Origin of the sequence: Coraliomargarita parva (assembly GCF_027257905.1) — a bacterium.
Taxonomy (GTDB): Bacteria; Verrucomicrobiota; Verrucomicrobiia; order Opitutales; family Coraliomargaritaceae; genus Coraliomargarita_A; species Coraliomargarita_A parva.
Genome location: NZ_JAPZEI010000002.1, coordinates 434,514 through 449,170, shown reverse-complemented (window position 1 = coordinate 449,170; position 14,657 = coordinate 434,514). Strand labels below are relative to the sequence as shown.

Annotated in this window: 11 protein-coding genes; 4 read left to right on the top strand and 7 right to left on the bottom strand. The window is 56.7% G+C overall.

All coding sequences use genetic code 11. From position 1 onward, the window contains the following. The first annotated feature begins 117 nt into the window (after window positions 1-117). Both O2597_RS04235 and O2597_RS04230 read left to right on the top strand, forming a co-directional pair. The gene (locus tag O2597_RS04235; RefSeq protein ID WP_269522948.1) at window positions 118-1,149 is read left to right on the top strand and encodes a LacI family DNA-binding transcriptional regulator; all 1,032 of its coding nucleotides are present in this window, start codon (window positions 118-120) and stop codon (window positions 1,147-1,149) included. Window positions 1,150-1,214: 65 nt separating this feature from the next. Further along, complete coding sequence (locus O2597_RS04230) at window positions 1,215-3,731, top strand: BNR-4 repeat-containing protein (protein ID WP_269522947.1); 2,517 nt, start codon at window positions 1,215-1,217, stop codon at window positions 3,729-3,731. A 53-nt stretch (window positions 3,732-3,784) separates the two neighbouring features. On the opposite strand, the gene O2597_RS04225 is transcribed toward O2597_RS04230, so the two are convergent. Next, window positions 3,785-4,507, bottom strand: a complete 723-nt coding sequence (locus tag O2597_RS04225; RefSeq protein ID WP_269522946.1) for a PEP-CTERM sorting domain-containing protein — start codon at window positions 4,505-4,507, stop codon at window positions 3,785-3,787. Between the two features lie 251 nt (window positions 4,508-4,758). Here O2597_RS04225 and purT point away from each other — a divergent pair, with 251 nt between their 5' ends. Beyond that, window positions 4,759-5,943 (top strand): formate-dependent phosphoribosylglycinamide formyltransferase, encoded by a 1,185-nt coding sequence (gene purT / locus O2597_RS04220; RefSeq protein WP_269522945.1) that lies wholly within the window; start codon window positions 4,759-4,761, stop codon window positions 5,941-5,943. Window positions 5,944-5,954: 11 nt separating this feature from the next. Here purT and O2597_RS04215 read toward each other — a convergent pair whose 3' ends face one another. Further along, window positions 5,955-6,395, bottom strand: coding sequence for a MarR family winged helix-turn-helix transcriptional regulator (locus O2597_RS04215; protein ID WP_269522944.1), 441 nt, complete (start codon window positions 6,393-6,395; stop codon window positions 5,955-5,957). A 107-nt stretch (window positions 6,396-6,502) separates the two neighbouring features. Here O2597_RS04215 and O2597_RS04210 point away from each other — a divergent pair, with 107 nt between their 5' ends. Further along, window positions 6,503-9,928 carry an acyl-[ACP]--phospholipid O-acyltransferase gene (locus O2597_RS04210; protein WP_269522943.1) on the top strand — a complete coding sequence of 1,142 codons (3,426 nt, stop codon included), beginning with the start codon at window positions 6,503-6,505 and terminating at the stop codon, window positions 9,926-9,928. Between the two features lie 128 nt (window positions 9,929-10,056). On the opposite strand, the gene O2597_RS04205 is transcribed toward O2597_RS04210, so the two are convergent. The 5 genes from O2597_RS04205 to O2597_RS04185 form a co-directional block, all read right to left on the bottom strand. After that, on the bottom strand, window positions 10,057-10,911 hold the full coding sequence (locus O2597_RS04205; protein WP_269522942.1) for an RluA family pseudouridine synthase: 855 nt from the start codon (window positions 10,909-10,911) through the stop codon (window positions 10,057-10,059). Further along, the gene (locus O2597_RS04200) at window positions 10,908-12,041 is read right to left on the bottom strand and encodes an energy transducer TonB (protein WP_269522941.1); all 1,134 of its coding nucleotides are present in this window, start codon (window positions 12,039-12,041) and stop codon (window positions 10,908-10,910) included. The genes O2597_RS04205 and O2597_RS04200 overlap by 4 nt, the downstream gene beginning before the upstream one ends. A gap of 14 nt (window positions 12,042-12,055) precedes the next feature. After that, complete coding sequence (locus O2597_RS04195) at window positions 12,056-12,661, bottom strand: Maf family protein (RefSeq protein ID WP_269522940.1); 606 nt, start codon at window positions 12,659-12,661, stop codon at window positions 12,056-12,058. A 76-nt stretch (window positions 12,662-12,737) separates the two neighbouring features. Continuing rightward, a complete protein-coding gene (locus O2597_RS04190; RefSeq protein WP_269522939.1) occupies window positions 12,738-13,121 on the bottom strand; it encodes a hypothetical protein in 384 nt (127 codons plus the stop codon). A gap of 128 nt (window positions 13,122-13,249) precedes the next feature. Beyond that, window positions 13,250-14,605 (bottom strand): TolC family protein, encoded by a 1,356-nt coding sequence (locus O2597_RS04185; protein WP_269522938.1) that lies wholly within the window; start codon window positions 14,603-14,605, stop codon window positions 13,250-13,252. Window positions 14,606-14,657: the final 52 nt, after the last annotated feature.

Genomic DNA, 14,657 nt, shown 5'->3' with positions numbered 1-14,657 from the left:
TGGTTTAGCAAAGGCATGTAAACAATCCACACCGCGGGAACGTTACACGGAACTTCATTGCATTCTGGTACTTTAATCAGAAGCTACTAGACACTTAGCCGAGACAGCTTGATTCCAATGCCCCCCCCGCCGCCCCCAGCCACCATACGTGAAATCGCCAAGGCTCTAAACTGCTCGCATATGACCGTTTCCCGTGCTTTGCGCGGAACACCGGGCGTCGGGAAAGAAAAGGCCCGGGCGATTTGCGAGTTCGCGGAAAAGATGGGCTATACCCCGAATCCCCTGGTGTCTGCGCTCATGCAAACGCGGAAACATCACAGGCCGCCGCAACAAACCTCGAATCTGGCCTTCGTTCACTATTTCCCGACTTCGCTTCTGGTCGATGAATCGGTTCAAGAACTCTACAAGGGTGCCCGGCAGAGAGCTCAGACATTGGGCTACGCGATTGAGATCATCTGGGGCGCGGAGCCGGAGTTGGGCAGGGAGCGCTTGACCCAGATGTTGAAAGCCCGAGGTATCAACGGCGTTGTGTTTGCACCGATGCCGCTCGGTTGCCGAACTGTGGACTTCGACTGGGATCAATTCGCAATCGCCTCCATGGGCTTCACTTTAAGGAAACCTAAGATTCATCGAGTGGGCACCTACCAGTACCACAGTATCCCCCTGGCCTACCGTGAATTGGTCAAACTCGGCTATCATTCGATCGGCATCTGCATCACCGATCGGGGCAGTCGACGTGTCGATCGAGCCTGGGAGGCAAGTTTGGCGATGCTGAAGTATGAATCCGGGCCAGAAGCCGTCCATCTGCTTCCCGAGACTATCGAATCGAAAGAGACCTTTGCCCAATGGCTCGCAGAACACCGGATCGATGCCTTGATCAATGCCGGTCATCACACCCTGCACGATTTCTTTCCCGAGCTTGGAATTCGAGTTCCGGAGGATTTGGGGTACGTCTCTTTCCATGCGAAAGACACGGCGACTGTTCGACGCGACTGGGTCGGAATCGGAGCGGAAGCCGTCAACCTGGTCGACTCGCAATTGATGCATAACGAGCGGGGCATTCCCGCAAAGCCGAAGACGGTACTGGTCGAAGGCGAATGGGATCCGGCCGACACGGTGCGAACCATCCGCCCCGAACGTTCCGTGTAACTCTCTGTCGAGTTTGCTCGACGGGCAGGCAACAAATCAGGCTCCGATGCTTTTCCCCATCGGACATGATTCAGACCTGCAAGCGCATAGCCCTGCTCCTTTCAAACCTCTCGATGCTAGCACTGAGCTTACCGGCCGCCACGCTGGCAGACTGGGCATTCGAAACTACGTCCGGCTTCCTCAACGACACCAGCGGGAATCTGCGCGATTTGACCGAAGCTCAAGCGACGGTTTCACAGATCGAGAAAGGGGGACAGTTGGGCGGCGCAGCGTTCTTTTCGGGAGGGAGTTACCTCAGTGTTGCGGATGAAAGCGTGTGGACCGACAGCACGATGACGATCGAAGTATTGTTCAACTGCACCTCTGCCACCAAGGATACGACACGGACGCTGGTATCCCATTGGGATCGAAATACCGGCAATGCATCCTGGGTCCTGGGAGTTCGGAAGAGCCAGATACGCTGGCTGTACAGTACGGACGGCAACAGCTATTCCACAATCGCCACGCTTTCGGTGAACACAGGAGATGATTATTACCTGGCACTGATCCTCAACAACGGCACGGCGACCTTTTATCTTAAGAACCTAAGCACGGACGAGGCTTTCATGAAGACCGAATTCTCCGGGCTGCCCACAGCATTTTATGATGCGGCAGTGCCCTTGACCGTTGGCTCGACGGCAACACCAAGCTCCCCCTACCCGGGCTATATCGGACGCATACGAATTGAGGATGAAGCGATGAATAAGGATAACTTGCTAATTGTACCACCCGATGTAATTGAGCCCGTCCAGATCAACGGCTATAAGGGCATCTGGTTTGATCTCGGTCAAGATACGACCTATGGCCCGAAATACTCGGGCGGCTTCGCCACCTACACGGCCAAGCACCGTCCGATGGCGGTTCACGCCCCCGCCGTGAACAAGACATTCTTCTGCTATGGGGGCACCTTGGCTTCCCACCTGAAGCATTTGGTCATCATGGCCTCGGAGTACGACCACGCAACCGGACAAGTTCCGAAACCAACAGCCGTTATGGACAAGGACGGGGTGGACGATCCGCACGACAATGCCGCGATCCAAATCGACAAGGACGGCTACGTCTATGTCTTTATCTCGGGACGCAACACCTCGCGCATGGGGTATATCTTCAAGAGTACGGAACCCTACAGCACCGCATCCTTCGAACGGCTCTCCCCGGAGGAAGGCGAGTCCTTCACCTACCCGCAAATCTGGTACCTTCCGGGAAGTGGAGACGGCGACGAGCGATTCGCCCACTTCTTTTCACGCTACACGGGCGGACGCGAGTTGTATTACTCAACCAGCACGGATGCGCACAACTGGAGTGATGCAATCAAGCTGGCTGGCATCCAAGGTCACTATCAAACGAGCTATCATCACGGCAACCGCATCGGCACCGCCTTCAACCGTCATCCCGGTGGCCAGGTGGACCAGCGCACCGACCTCTACTACATGCAAAGTGATGACTTCGGTGATACCTGGACAGCGGCCGACGGAACGATCTTGACCTTGCCGCTCGACTCGGCGGACAACCCCGCACGTGTGATCGACTATGCAGCGCAAGGCCGTTTGGTTTACATGAAGGACATGGTGTACGATGCCCAGGGCTATCCCGTAATCCTGTATTTGACGGCAGCCAACTACGCACCGGGACCGGAGGGCGAGCCTCGCACTCTGGAGATTAGCCGTTGGAACGGCAGCGAATGGGTCACGACCCAAATGCCCCCCGCAGCCACAAGCAGCTCAACCTTGATCCACAACTACTCTGCGGGCAACCTGCGCATTGATACCGAAGGCCGCTGGATCGTGCTGGCTCCAACGGGTGCAGGGAACATTCCTGGAAAGGACGCCGGCCAAACTGAAATCGAACATTATTGGGGCCAAGGTGGCGAGATGGAGCAATGGGTCTCCGAGGACCAGGGACTGACCTGGACGAAGGCGATGACACTCACCCGGGAGAGCGAACGTAAACACGGCTATCCCCGGAGTGTCGAGAATGCCGCAGAGCCCTTCCATTACCTGTGGACGGACGGCAACCCGGAAGCTTTCACCGAAGCCCATCTCTATATCGGCAACAGCGATGGTTCCCAGTATTGGGAATTGCCGTACGACATGGATCCGGATGCCGAGTCAGCCGAACCGACTCCCCAGAAAGACGCCTACCTACGCTGGCAGGAACGTCACCTGGAACCCGATACAGTGACGGAAGGCGGTGAGCTGGATCGAGAGGCCAACCCGGATGCAGACCAGGCGATCAACCTTCTGGAGTATTTTTTTGATACAAACCCCAAAGACGCCTCCGATGCCCCCGATCTGGAGCTCAAGTGCAACGCAAACGAGGACGAGGGCGTCAACCTCAGCCTCATGTTCGGCATCAATCCCGACGTTCAAGACTACACATATGCAGTCCAAGAATCCGGAAACCTCCTCGAATGGGATGAAACGGAAGCATTCGAACAAAGCAGTTTGACCGCCGGTCCCGACGGGCGCCTGCATGTTGAATTAAGCAATAACAGCAGAGAACCGCTAAAATTCTATCGTTTGCGGATTGATCCGACGAACTAGCCAGCGGCAATTTCATCCGTGCCGCAGGTACATCCGGCGGCTCCTCGGTAGTCTCAGATGACTGGTTTCGGGGAACGCTTGGGAGAGTGTCGCTTCAACATGTATCCGAGCATCGACATACCCATGAATAATACATAAGTCGCGGGCTCGGGAACGGCCTCGATATTGTCGATCCAGATTTCAGAAACCGATGTCCCTGGACGGACAATACCAAGATTGTTATTAATATTGAGCCCAACTCCACTGGAATCGTCGGCCAACATGGCAACCCGGCTCACATTGCCCAAGGTATCGGATAAATTACCCGTCCCCCCGCTCCCGGAGAAATAGGATAGCGAGCTCAAGTCCACCGTGTATTGCGTCCATTGCCCGTTCCCCGGCAATACGATCGCCTCTGTCACGAAATCGCCCCCCGGTCCTTCAAAACTGATCCAGAAGTTCCGATCCGCTCCGGTTTGGTTATTGGCCCAAAAGGAAATCGCAGAAACACCCGCTGCAGTATAGTCCCCCAGCCAATCCTGGGAACCGGTACTGTCATTCCACATCAGCCATTTTCCTCCGCTGGAACTCCCGTCCGAATCGTGAAAGAGATACCCGGAACTGCCGTCGAAGCCGGAACCGCTGTTCCATGTCGGCGGACGATCCCCCGCTTCCCAATTTTCAACATTGACCGCAAATGTATCGATCGAACTCAGGCTGATAACAGCAGACACGGGCAGAACGGACAGCATAAAAATACAGCCGGAAACAAGGCTTGGTTTGCGGACTCTTTTCATCGTATCAGGGGTTAGTTGGGGCGTAGAACTGAACACTTAAGCCGTACGACTTATAAGTTTTTCAGCGCTCCAAGGCAAGTTTAAAGCCTTCGATCCGGGGCAAGGGCAGCGACGGGCAAAATACGAATAGAAACACGATAGCACATGACAGTCGCTAATCGGCTGCATCCGGATCGAAATACCTATCGTCTGTGCACAGGAATAGGTTTTTACGATTTGTCTAAAGCCTCACGGCCCTTTTGACTACCGAAATGACCACGATTGGAACCCCTTTTACATCGAATGCCACCAAGGTGCTGCTCTGCGGTTCCGGGGAATTGGGCAAGGAAGTCGTCATCGAGCTGCAGCGTTATGGCGTGGAAGTCATTGCTGTCGACGCCTACGCCGATGCCCCCGCGATGCAGGTGGCGGACCGGGCCCACGTCTGTTCAATGCTGGACGGAGCGGCACTGCAGTCCATTATCGAGGCAGAAAAGCCCGACTATGTCGTCCCCGAAGTCGAGGCGATCGCAACGGACACCCTAGCCGCCCTGGAGTCGGCCGGCGTGACCCGGGTCATTCCGACCGCCCGCGCCACCTGCCTGACCATGAACCGTGAAGGCATCCGCCGACTCGCAGCCGAAGAACTGGGGCTCGCCACCTCCCCTTACCGCTTTGCCGACACTTTCGAGGATTACAAAGACGCCGTCGCAACCATTGGCCTGCCCTGCGTGGTCAAACCGATCATGAGCTCATCGGGCAAAGGCCAGAGCGTACTCAAGACGGAAGAGGACATCGAGCCCGCCTGGCATTATGCACAGGAAGGCGGCCGAGCCGGCAAGGGCAAGGTCATCATCGAAGGCTTTGTCGACTTTGATTACGAAATCACCCTCCTGACGGTTCGGCATGTGGACGGGACCGCCTACTGCGAACCGGTTGGCCACATCCAGGTCGACGGCGACTATCGCGAATCCTGGCAACCGCAGGCAATGAGCTCCACCGCCCTGGAAAACGCCAAGCATATCGCAAAATCCGTAACCGATGCACTGGGCGGTTTTGGCATCTTCGGCGTCGAACTTTTCGTTAAAGGGGACACGGTCTATTTCAGTGAAGTCTCCCCGCGTCCACACGATACAGGTATGGTCACCATGATTTCCCAGGACCTCTCACAGTTTGCCCTCCACGCCCGCGCGATTCTGGGCCTGCCGATTCCCGTGATCCGGCAATTCGGTCCCAGTGCATCTGCGGTCATCCTCGTGGAAGGCCAAAGCAAGGACGTCCAATTCGGCAATCTCGAAACCGCTCTACGTGCCCCGGATACCCAGTTGAGACTGTTCGGCAAACCGGAGGTGAAGGGCAAGCGTCGGATGGGCGTTGTTCTCGCCCGCGATGAAAGCATCGAAGCCGCCCGAGAGAAGGCCCGGGAGGCGGCAGGTTCGGTCACGGTGGCGCTGTAACGGCGCGGCCCTTAGGCCTCCAGTTTGTCGTAGATTGCGTCCAGCACCGCGACACAAGTGTGCAGTTGCTCAGGATCCGGCAGCCAGTCGACCTGATCCATATAGTCATGTTCGCGTGCGATCATCGCATCCACGAAGGCTTCCCCCTCCTGGGTCAGGGCGATCAGTTTCGAACGCTTATGTTCAGGGTTGGAACGGCCCTCCACATACCCCTCTTTCTTTAGCTCGTTGATCTGGGTCTGAATAATCTGTCTGCTAATAAAACGGGCCGAGGCCAAGTCTGGTACCGTCTGTGGTCCATAACGCCTCAAATCCATGAGTAGCGTCCGCTTTGGTGCGGTGACGCCTGTCTGCGCATGCAGTTGATCCGTGACATGACGAAACCGGTTGTAAACACGACGGACCGAGTTGGCCAAGGCATGAATTTCCTCGTGGGCATTTAATTGCGACATAAGCTAAGACATACATGAAATCATCGCAATGACAACATTATTGTCATTATCGCATTGACAATATTGTTGTCATCTAAAAAGTGAAGGCCGAATCCGACTTCACCACTATGACGACACAAGCAAACAACACCATTAAACTGCCACAGACTTTCTGGTGGCACAATATCGCCCAGTTCGGCGGGGCGATGAACGACAACCTGTTCAAGCTGCTGATGATCTACGCCCTGGTCGCTTGGAATGGAGTAGACGCTTCCCCGAAAATTCTGGCAACGGTCGGTTTGGTCTTTGCCATTCCCTTCATCCTGATAGTACCGATCGCCGGCAACTTTGCCGACAAGTTCAGCAAACGGAGCATGATCGTCATCCTGAAGGCAGCCGAAATCGGCATCATGGGGGTAGGTGTTGTTGCGCTGAACAAGGAAAGCGCGTTTCTGCTCTACCTGACCATGTTCCTGATGTCAGCCCAAAGCGCTTTTATCGGCCCGTGCAAATACGGGATCATTCCCGAACAGGTGGGGCACGAGCGTCTCTCCAAAGCCAATGGCATGCTACAACTCTTCACCTTTGTGGCGATTATCGCCGGGACCGTGCTCGCACCGGAATTGAGCCTGATCCTCAACCAGCAATTCGCCTTGGCGGCGCTGTCCTGCCTGGTCATTGCCGGGCTCGGATTCGCCGCCTCACTGAAGATGCAATCGACTCCCGCGCACCCGGACCGTCATCTCAGCCTGAATGGATTCGGCAGCGTCTTCCGCACCTTCAAGATCATCCGCAAGGACGGCTTTCTCGTATTGGCCGTTGCAGCCTTGGCCGTCTTTGGCCTCGCTGCAGCCTTTATCCAGCTGAATCTCCTCAACTATGGCAGTGAGCACCTCCAGCTCAGTCCGGAGCAGTCCACCCGCCTCTTTCTTCTCACCGCAATCGGCATAGGATTGGGCTCGGCCACTGCAGGCTGGCTCAGCGGACGCAATATCGAATTCGGAATCGTCCCGATCGGTGCTGGATTGATGAGCATCAGCCTGGTCGTTCTCGGCGTGATCGCACCCGGTAGTCTGAAAGCGGCCATCATTGTCATGCCCATACTTGGCTTTGCCGCCGGCTTGTTCATCGTTCCCCTCGAGTCCTTTATCCAATTCCGCAGTCCTTCGGACCGAGTCGGTTCCATCAAGGCCACAAGTTCCTTCTTCAGCTGGATCGGGATCCTCAGCGCCAGCGCCCTGCTCTATCTGAATACAGCCATCGGCTTGAGCGCCCAGCAGGGCTTTCTCTGCCTGGGCATCGGCCTCCTTATTCTTGCCGTCGTCAGCCTGATTGTCCTGCCCGACTTCTTCATCAAGTTCATCGTACTTCTAGTGACCCGGTTCTGCTACAAGATGAAAGTACGCGGGTTGGAGAAACTGCCCGTGGAAGGAGGCGCCCTACTGGTGTGCAATCATATCAGCCTAATGGATGCGGTACTTATCGCTTCCAGCCAGCAACGGCGAATCCGCATGCTCATGTCCCGCAGCTTCTATGAGAAATCCAACTGGATGATCCGCAAACTGGTCGACATCGGTGGCGTCATCCTAATCCATGGACAGGACAATCCCAAAAAGCTGCTTCAATCCCTCAAGAATGCACGCCAGGCCCTGGATGACGGTTATCTCGTCTGTATCTTTGCCGAGGGCGCGCTCAGCCGCACGGGGATGATGCGCCCCTTCAAACCGGGCTTTGAGCGCATCGTCAAGGGAACGGACTACCCGATCATTCCGGTCTACATCGGCGGCGCCTGGGGCAGTGTCTCCAGCTACCGTCACGGCATGCCCAAAATCCGTCCGCTCCGAGATTTCCGCTATCCAATTAGCGTGCATTACGGCGAAGCCCTGCCCGCCAGCTCGACAGTCTTTGAGGTGCAACAAGCCGTCAGCGAACTCTCGGTTGACGCATGGGAACTGCTCAAAGGCCATCGCAAGAGCCTCGGCCATGAATTCATCAGATCCGCCCGGCGCAATTGGAAGAAACTTGCCCTGGCCGACAACAACGGCAAGGAACTCAGTTTCGGAGAAACCCTGACCGCATCACTCCTCCTAAGAGATTGTATCCGTCAATCCACGACAGTTGATGAGGACCATATCGGCGTGCTTCTGCCGACAGGAATCGCTTCGACCTTGTCCAACCTCGCAATTACGCTGGACCTCCGTACCAGCGTAAATCTGAACTACACCGCACCAGCCGCACTGGTGGCTTCGGCGGAAAAGCAATGCGGATTGAATACCGTCATCACCTCGCGGGCTTTTCTCGAACGTTTCCCCGATCTTCCCCTACCCGCTAATGTCCTTTACGTCGACGATCTGCTCACGGGCTTCAGTTCAGCCGAAAAGAAACGGGCCTGGCTGAGCGCGCGCCTGACACCGGCCTCCCGCCTGTCCAAGGCCGGCGATTTTGATGCCGAGCATATCGCCACCGTCCTGTTTTCGAGCGGTTCGACCGCGGAGCCGAAGGGAGTGATGCTGAGCCACCACAATCTACTCTCCAATATCGAGTCCTTTCGTGCTGTGCTCGGTCCCAAGCGTAGTGATGTGATGCTCGCCAGCCTCCCGCACTTTCACTCCTTCGGTTACACGGCGGCCATGTGGTTTCCCCTTCTCAGCGGCCTGACCACCGCGTGCCACACAAGCCCGCTCGAAGCCGACGCCATCGGCAAACTGGCGGAACGCTACCACGGCAGCCTCCTGCTGACCACGCCCAGTTTCCTCATTGCTTACTGCCGCAAAATCAAACCCGAGCAATTGGCCGCACTGCGCTATGTGTTTACCGGTGCGGAAAAACTCCAGCCGAGAGTCGCCGACATGTTCGAGAAACGCTTCGGCCTGCGCCCGCTGGAAGGATATGGAGCCACCGAGCTGGCTCCCGTCTGTGCGGTCAGCCTGCCCAACGTCGAAATCGACAAGCTGGAAGAAACCGGCAGCCGGCCCGAGCGTCTCGGTCGCGTGCTCCCCGGCATCGCCATGAAGATCGTTCATCCGGAAACCGGCGAAGCGCTGGCTGCCGGCGAGGAGGGCATGATCTGCGTCAAAGGCCCCAACGTGATGAAAGGCTACTTACACAAGCCGGAACTGACGGCCTCCGTGGTCAAGGACGGCTGGTATGAAACCGGTGACATAGGTCTAATGGATACGGACGGCTTTTTTGCCATCACCGGTCGCCTCTCCCGCTTCAGCAAGATCGGAGGGGAAATGATATCGCATGGCAGTATCGAAAAAGCCCTGCAAGACGCACTCGACACCGGCCCGGAAAGCCTCGCAGTGGTCGCCCTCGAAGATGCACGCAAGGGCGAGAAACTGTGCGTCCTTCATACCTTGGGAGATAAGACCGGTGATCTGCACACCCTCCTCAAGGGACTGGAGATCCCCAACCTGTGGAAGCCGAATGCAAGGGACTGGATCGCAATCGAAAGCCTTCCCGTACTGGGCAGCGGCAAACTCGACTACCGAAGCATGAAAGCGATCGCAAACGAGGGGCGGTCCACCGGAGGATCCGGGCATGAGGACTAAGACGGGACGAGCCTGCTAAGGAAGCACACGGAGATTCGGCCGGGGCGTCACTCAGGCAAGCTCACGAAAGCGACGGGCCCTCGAACCGAAATTCGGCCGACTCGCTTACGCGCACCATCGTTCCCGGACTACGGTCGCCGGAAGCGACGCCCGGAAAGGGCGCGTGAACTCGAATGCGGCATCGGCGCACGGGTGCCGCGACCGGTATTCAAGCCGGGACGAAACTTCAGGACCGCATCAAATTCTGCCGGCAGCGCGGACTTGGCCGTGAAATGCTGTGATTTGCCCTGATACGCATAATTCACAGTCGTCTCCGCCGAATGCAGGAGCAAACGTTTCACTCCGGTTTCCGCTGCCACTTCACGGTTGAAGCTGAAACTGCCATAGGTCTGATCGCCTACGATGGGATGGTTGTGGCTTTTGCATTGGATCCGGAGCTGGTGCGTGCGGCCGGTGACCGGCATGAGCTTGAGCAAGCAGACCGGAAAGCCGCCGACCGTGTCTTTTACAACCTGATAACGGGACTTGGCCGGCAGCCGCTGGGCATCCTTGATCTTACGCCCGCCACGCACGATGGTCTTGCTCAGTACGTCGCTCCAGACCCCAGCCGGCACACCCGGCGTACGCTTGACCAATGCGTAATACGTCTTGTTCACGCGATGCGCGGCGAAGGACTGCTTCACCGCATCGGCCACCTCCTTGTTCAAGGCAATCAGGATGACACCGGAAGTCGGGGAATCCAGACGGTTCACCAGCCAGGCGCGACATATGTCACCCGCGTCATTCTCCCATGAAAACTCCTCCCGCTCATAATCATAGTGGGCGTCCAGAAGCGCACGATGCCGTTCTTCATGGCGATTCGGATGCGACATCACCCCCGACGGCTTGTCCAAGGCGACCAGACCGTCCTTATTGGCCTCAATGAGTCGCACATCCGGCCCAAGCGGCAATGCCTCGGGTAAGATCTGGGATTCCTCACTCATAGATAGTTAAACATGACCCTCAGTGTTCGCTTCTCGCCAAAGACTTCAACCATTTCCTTTGTCCAGGGCCGGAAAGGAGATCGTTTCACAATGGCATTTTCACAGATGGTCGTGGCAATCGTGCTGGCCGTGCTATGCAGGACCTTGACCTCGGTGATCTTGCCATCCATGTGGAGGGTAAATTCCACCAGGACTTTGGCTCCGGTGTCGATCGGCTGAAAGAAATCGATTTCCTGATACCAACCCACCTGCAAGGCGGCATAAAACTGCTGCTCATACTCGCCAAACTCACTAAACGTGGCATCCAGTGCAATCGCACCTCGACGTGAAGCCGAACCGCGCGAGTCCAAAAGCGGGCCGGTTATCAATTCAGGTGACAGTCGGGGACGTTCCCGCGGCATCGGACGGGCTTCCGGCTGACCGCCGTCGCCGGTCGCTTGTTTCGCAGGTGTTTCCTGCTGCGGTTGCTGGCGGTACAGGTCGATCGGCGCATTCGGATCGATCCCCTCGACCCGTTCGGATGCCTCGCCGCTCAGATCGGGACTGCTTCCCGGCCCTTCTTCCGTAACTGGGTCTTGTTGAATGAAGTCAGGGGCTGGGAGTGGTTGCGATTGGGCCATTTGTGTGGCTTGCTCAGGGCTGCCCGGCTCACCACCTTGGGTCCCCTCGTCCTGTCCCTCTTGCGCGGCAGTCGAATAAACACCCGGTTCAATGGGGCTTGGAGGGCTTAAATCGCCCTGTAGAATTTTCATATTTGAAGAGTCACCTTCCACATTCGGCGCATCCAAGAGGTCTTCAACAGGGGCTTCGTCCGCCGCCTGCTGGGCTTGAAAGGAATAGCGGTCGGTCTTATCCGGCTCGTTCTCAGGGGCGTCCGGATTGACTTCGGCGTAGTGCATCTCATCCGGGGTGACCGGCTCTTCCGCGGGAATCAGTGTCAACTCGACTTCCTGATCGGCTTGATCCGACTCCACCGCATGCGAGCTCAAGACCTGTTCCGGCAGTACCCAGTAGACAGTCAGATGGAACAGTAGCGCCAGCAGGAGTGCGAGAACCGTTACCCATTGCCGATCACGCCGGTATTCCTCAAAGGGATTCCAGCGCGGGCTGTCTGTAGATGCGTCTGCCAAGATGATTTACGAAATCACAACTGACTGCGAAAATCAAAGCCGTGTTCCCTAAAGCAGGCTTCCAATGCCTGAATCGGCAAGCCCATCACATTCTCGACCGAACCGTCCACCGACTCGATAATCATTTCCCGGCCTTCCTGGATCCCGTAGGCACCAGCCTTATCGAGCGGGTTCACGCATTCGAAATAGCGCAGAATGGTCGCCCTGTCGAGTGGCTTGAAGCACACCTGGCTCTGTTCCACAAAGTCACACTGAAAATTAGCGGCTTTCCAGCGAAGCGAAACCGCCGTATAAACCGTGTGCTGACGTCCCCCCAGACGCTCAAGCATCCCGACCGCCTCCTCAAGATCAGCCGGTTTGCTTAAGACCTGGTCGCCAAGCGCCACCGTCGTATCCGAGCCCAGAACAAGGGAATCGGGATACTGATCCGCCAAGGCCTCCGCTTTCATCACTGCGTTGTGATGCACCATATGTTCCGGACCGTGGATACCGGAATCGTCCTCCTCGACATCCGCCGGACAGACCTTGAAAACCAAGCCGATCCGTTGAAGTAATTCACGCCGTCGGGGCGATGCGGAAGCAAGCAGGAGCTGAGTGGGTCGGTCTGAACGTATGGCCATTGCCTAGCCATCAAGCCGGGCACACTGGCGTGGTCAAAATAATTCTGCGTACCGCCCCAGTTGGCCGGTAGTTTGACTACGAAGCCGAGCTCTTCCGCCGACTGCCACGCCCCGGCAGCAACATGACCACACAGGGGAACAGAAAGACTGCGACCGAGGCCTGATAGGCGGGTGAAAGCGGTGCACCGGTAAACAAGGTAATGACCAGAGCAGCCCATAAGCAGAAGATGAAACTAAAGATCACGTAACGGGCAATCAATCTGAGACGCGGACACGGCTTCGTGACAATCTCATGCTTGAGGGAAAAAAAGGCCACAATTAAGACGGTCGCCGCCCATGAGAAGCCCCAGTATCCGAAAACCGAAGCATCGATGGAAAAGCCCAGGCCACAGGCAAAGCTCAGGACGTACAACGCGATTAACAGGATCACAACTGCGACGGTTACGGGGTATTTCGTCAACTGATGCCTCATTTAACTAACGCATAAAGCCTAGCCAGGCGATTACAACTCAATTTCGTTAGCTCCGAAAAGAGCAAAAACCAACAGGGCCCCAAGTCAGCTCGCAGATAACAGGAAGCTTATGCTGGCTACTCCAGAACCCTCTGAGCCGAACCAATGGCCCGGGCAAAAGCCAAGCGGCTGAGTCCGTAGAGATAAATCGCCTGGAGGTGGCTGTTTTCGGCATCGGAGAGCCGTTGCTGTGCGTCAATCAACTCACGGTTGTCCGCCAAGCCCTCCCGGTAACGCTCACCGGCCTGATCCACCTCGTCGCGACCGAGGCGTACTTCCTCTCGGGCAATCTCAATTTGATCGTAGCGCGATTCCATCTCAATCAGGGCATAACGGAATTCCCGCTCAATCTCGTTACGCAACCGGGTCATTTGAAATTGTGCCTGACGCACGGCCGCAGTCGCTTCGCGTTTCTCCGCCCGGATACGGAAGCCCTCAAAAAGCGGCATACTTGCCCGGATCCCGACCAACCAGGCCTCGCCCTCATTGTCATCAAAGGGTTCCCCCGAATCGTAGCCCCAGTCGGCAAAGAGGTCGACCGTGGGCAAACGCTGCCAACCGGCAGCCTTTCTCGCCAGGATCGCCTGATCGACGCGCTCTTGCTGGCCTGACAGTTCGGGACGCATCTCCGTCAGGGCTTCCATCGAACCGTAGCGCTTGAGCGACGGAGGTGCCTTGATTCCATCGATAACGCTACGGTCGAGCAGGACGGCCCCATCCAGATCGAGATCCAGCAAGGCCTTCAACTGAAGCATCGAGTTCTCTGCCTGTGTGCGGGCCTCCATCAGGGAACGGCGCTCCGTGGCCAGACGGACCTCCGCCCGGGTCACGTCGATCTTGATCGCAACCCCCGCATCATATTGCTGTCTGGCCAACTCAAGCAGCTCGCGTTCGCGTACAAGATTGCTTTCCACGATCTCAATCCGGCGAATGTCCCGAAGTTGGGTGAAGTAAACCTGCAATGCCTGACTGATAAAGTCCTGTAGCGCGACCTCATAGTCCATTGTCGCGATACGATGCTCCATCCGCGCCAAGCGGTAATCCGCATAGTTCTGCGTATTGAAGACCGAGAGGTTTCCCGTGACACGTGACGAAAAGGCGTTAAACGGAGGACCGTCATACGGGTCGCGGGTGGAGTCGAGCCCATACTGCTGGCGGCTTTGCTCCACGTTCAGGGAAAGACTGGGATAGAGTGCCGCACGGCTCTGGTAGCTCTGATGGAGTGCGCGACGTACCGTTTCCTTTTCGATTAAAACAGCCGGGCTGGCGGCTTCCAAGCGTGCTACAACATCGGAAACCGTTAAAAAGAGGGGCTCCGGCACAGCGGCATCCTCACCTTCAGCCGGTAATCCCTGGCCGAAGGACAGCGGAGCAATCGCCCAGGTAAAAATTCCCAGGCTTAGGATACTGAAAGTCTTGAGTTCTCGAAGCATCGGAAAAATAGTTGATCCAGGCTGGTGCCACGTCGCTGTGACTATTTGGCAG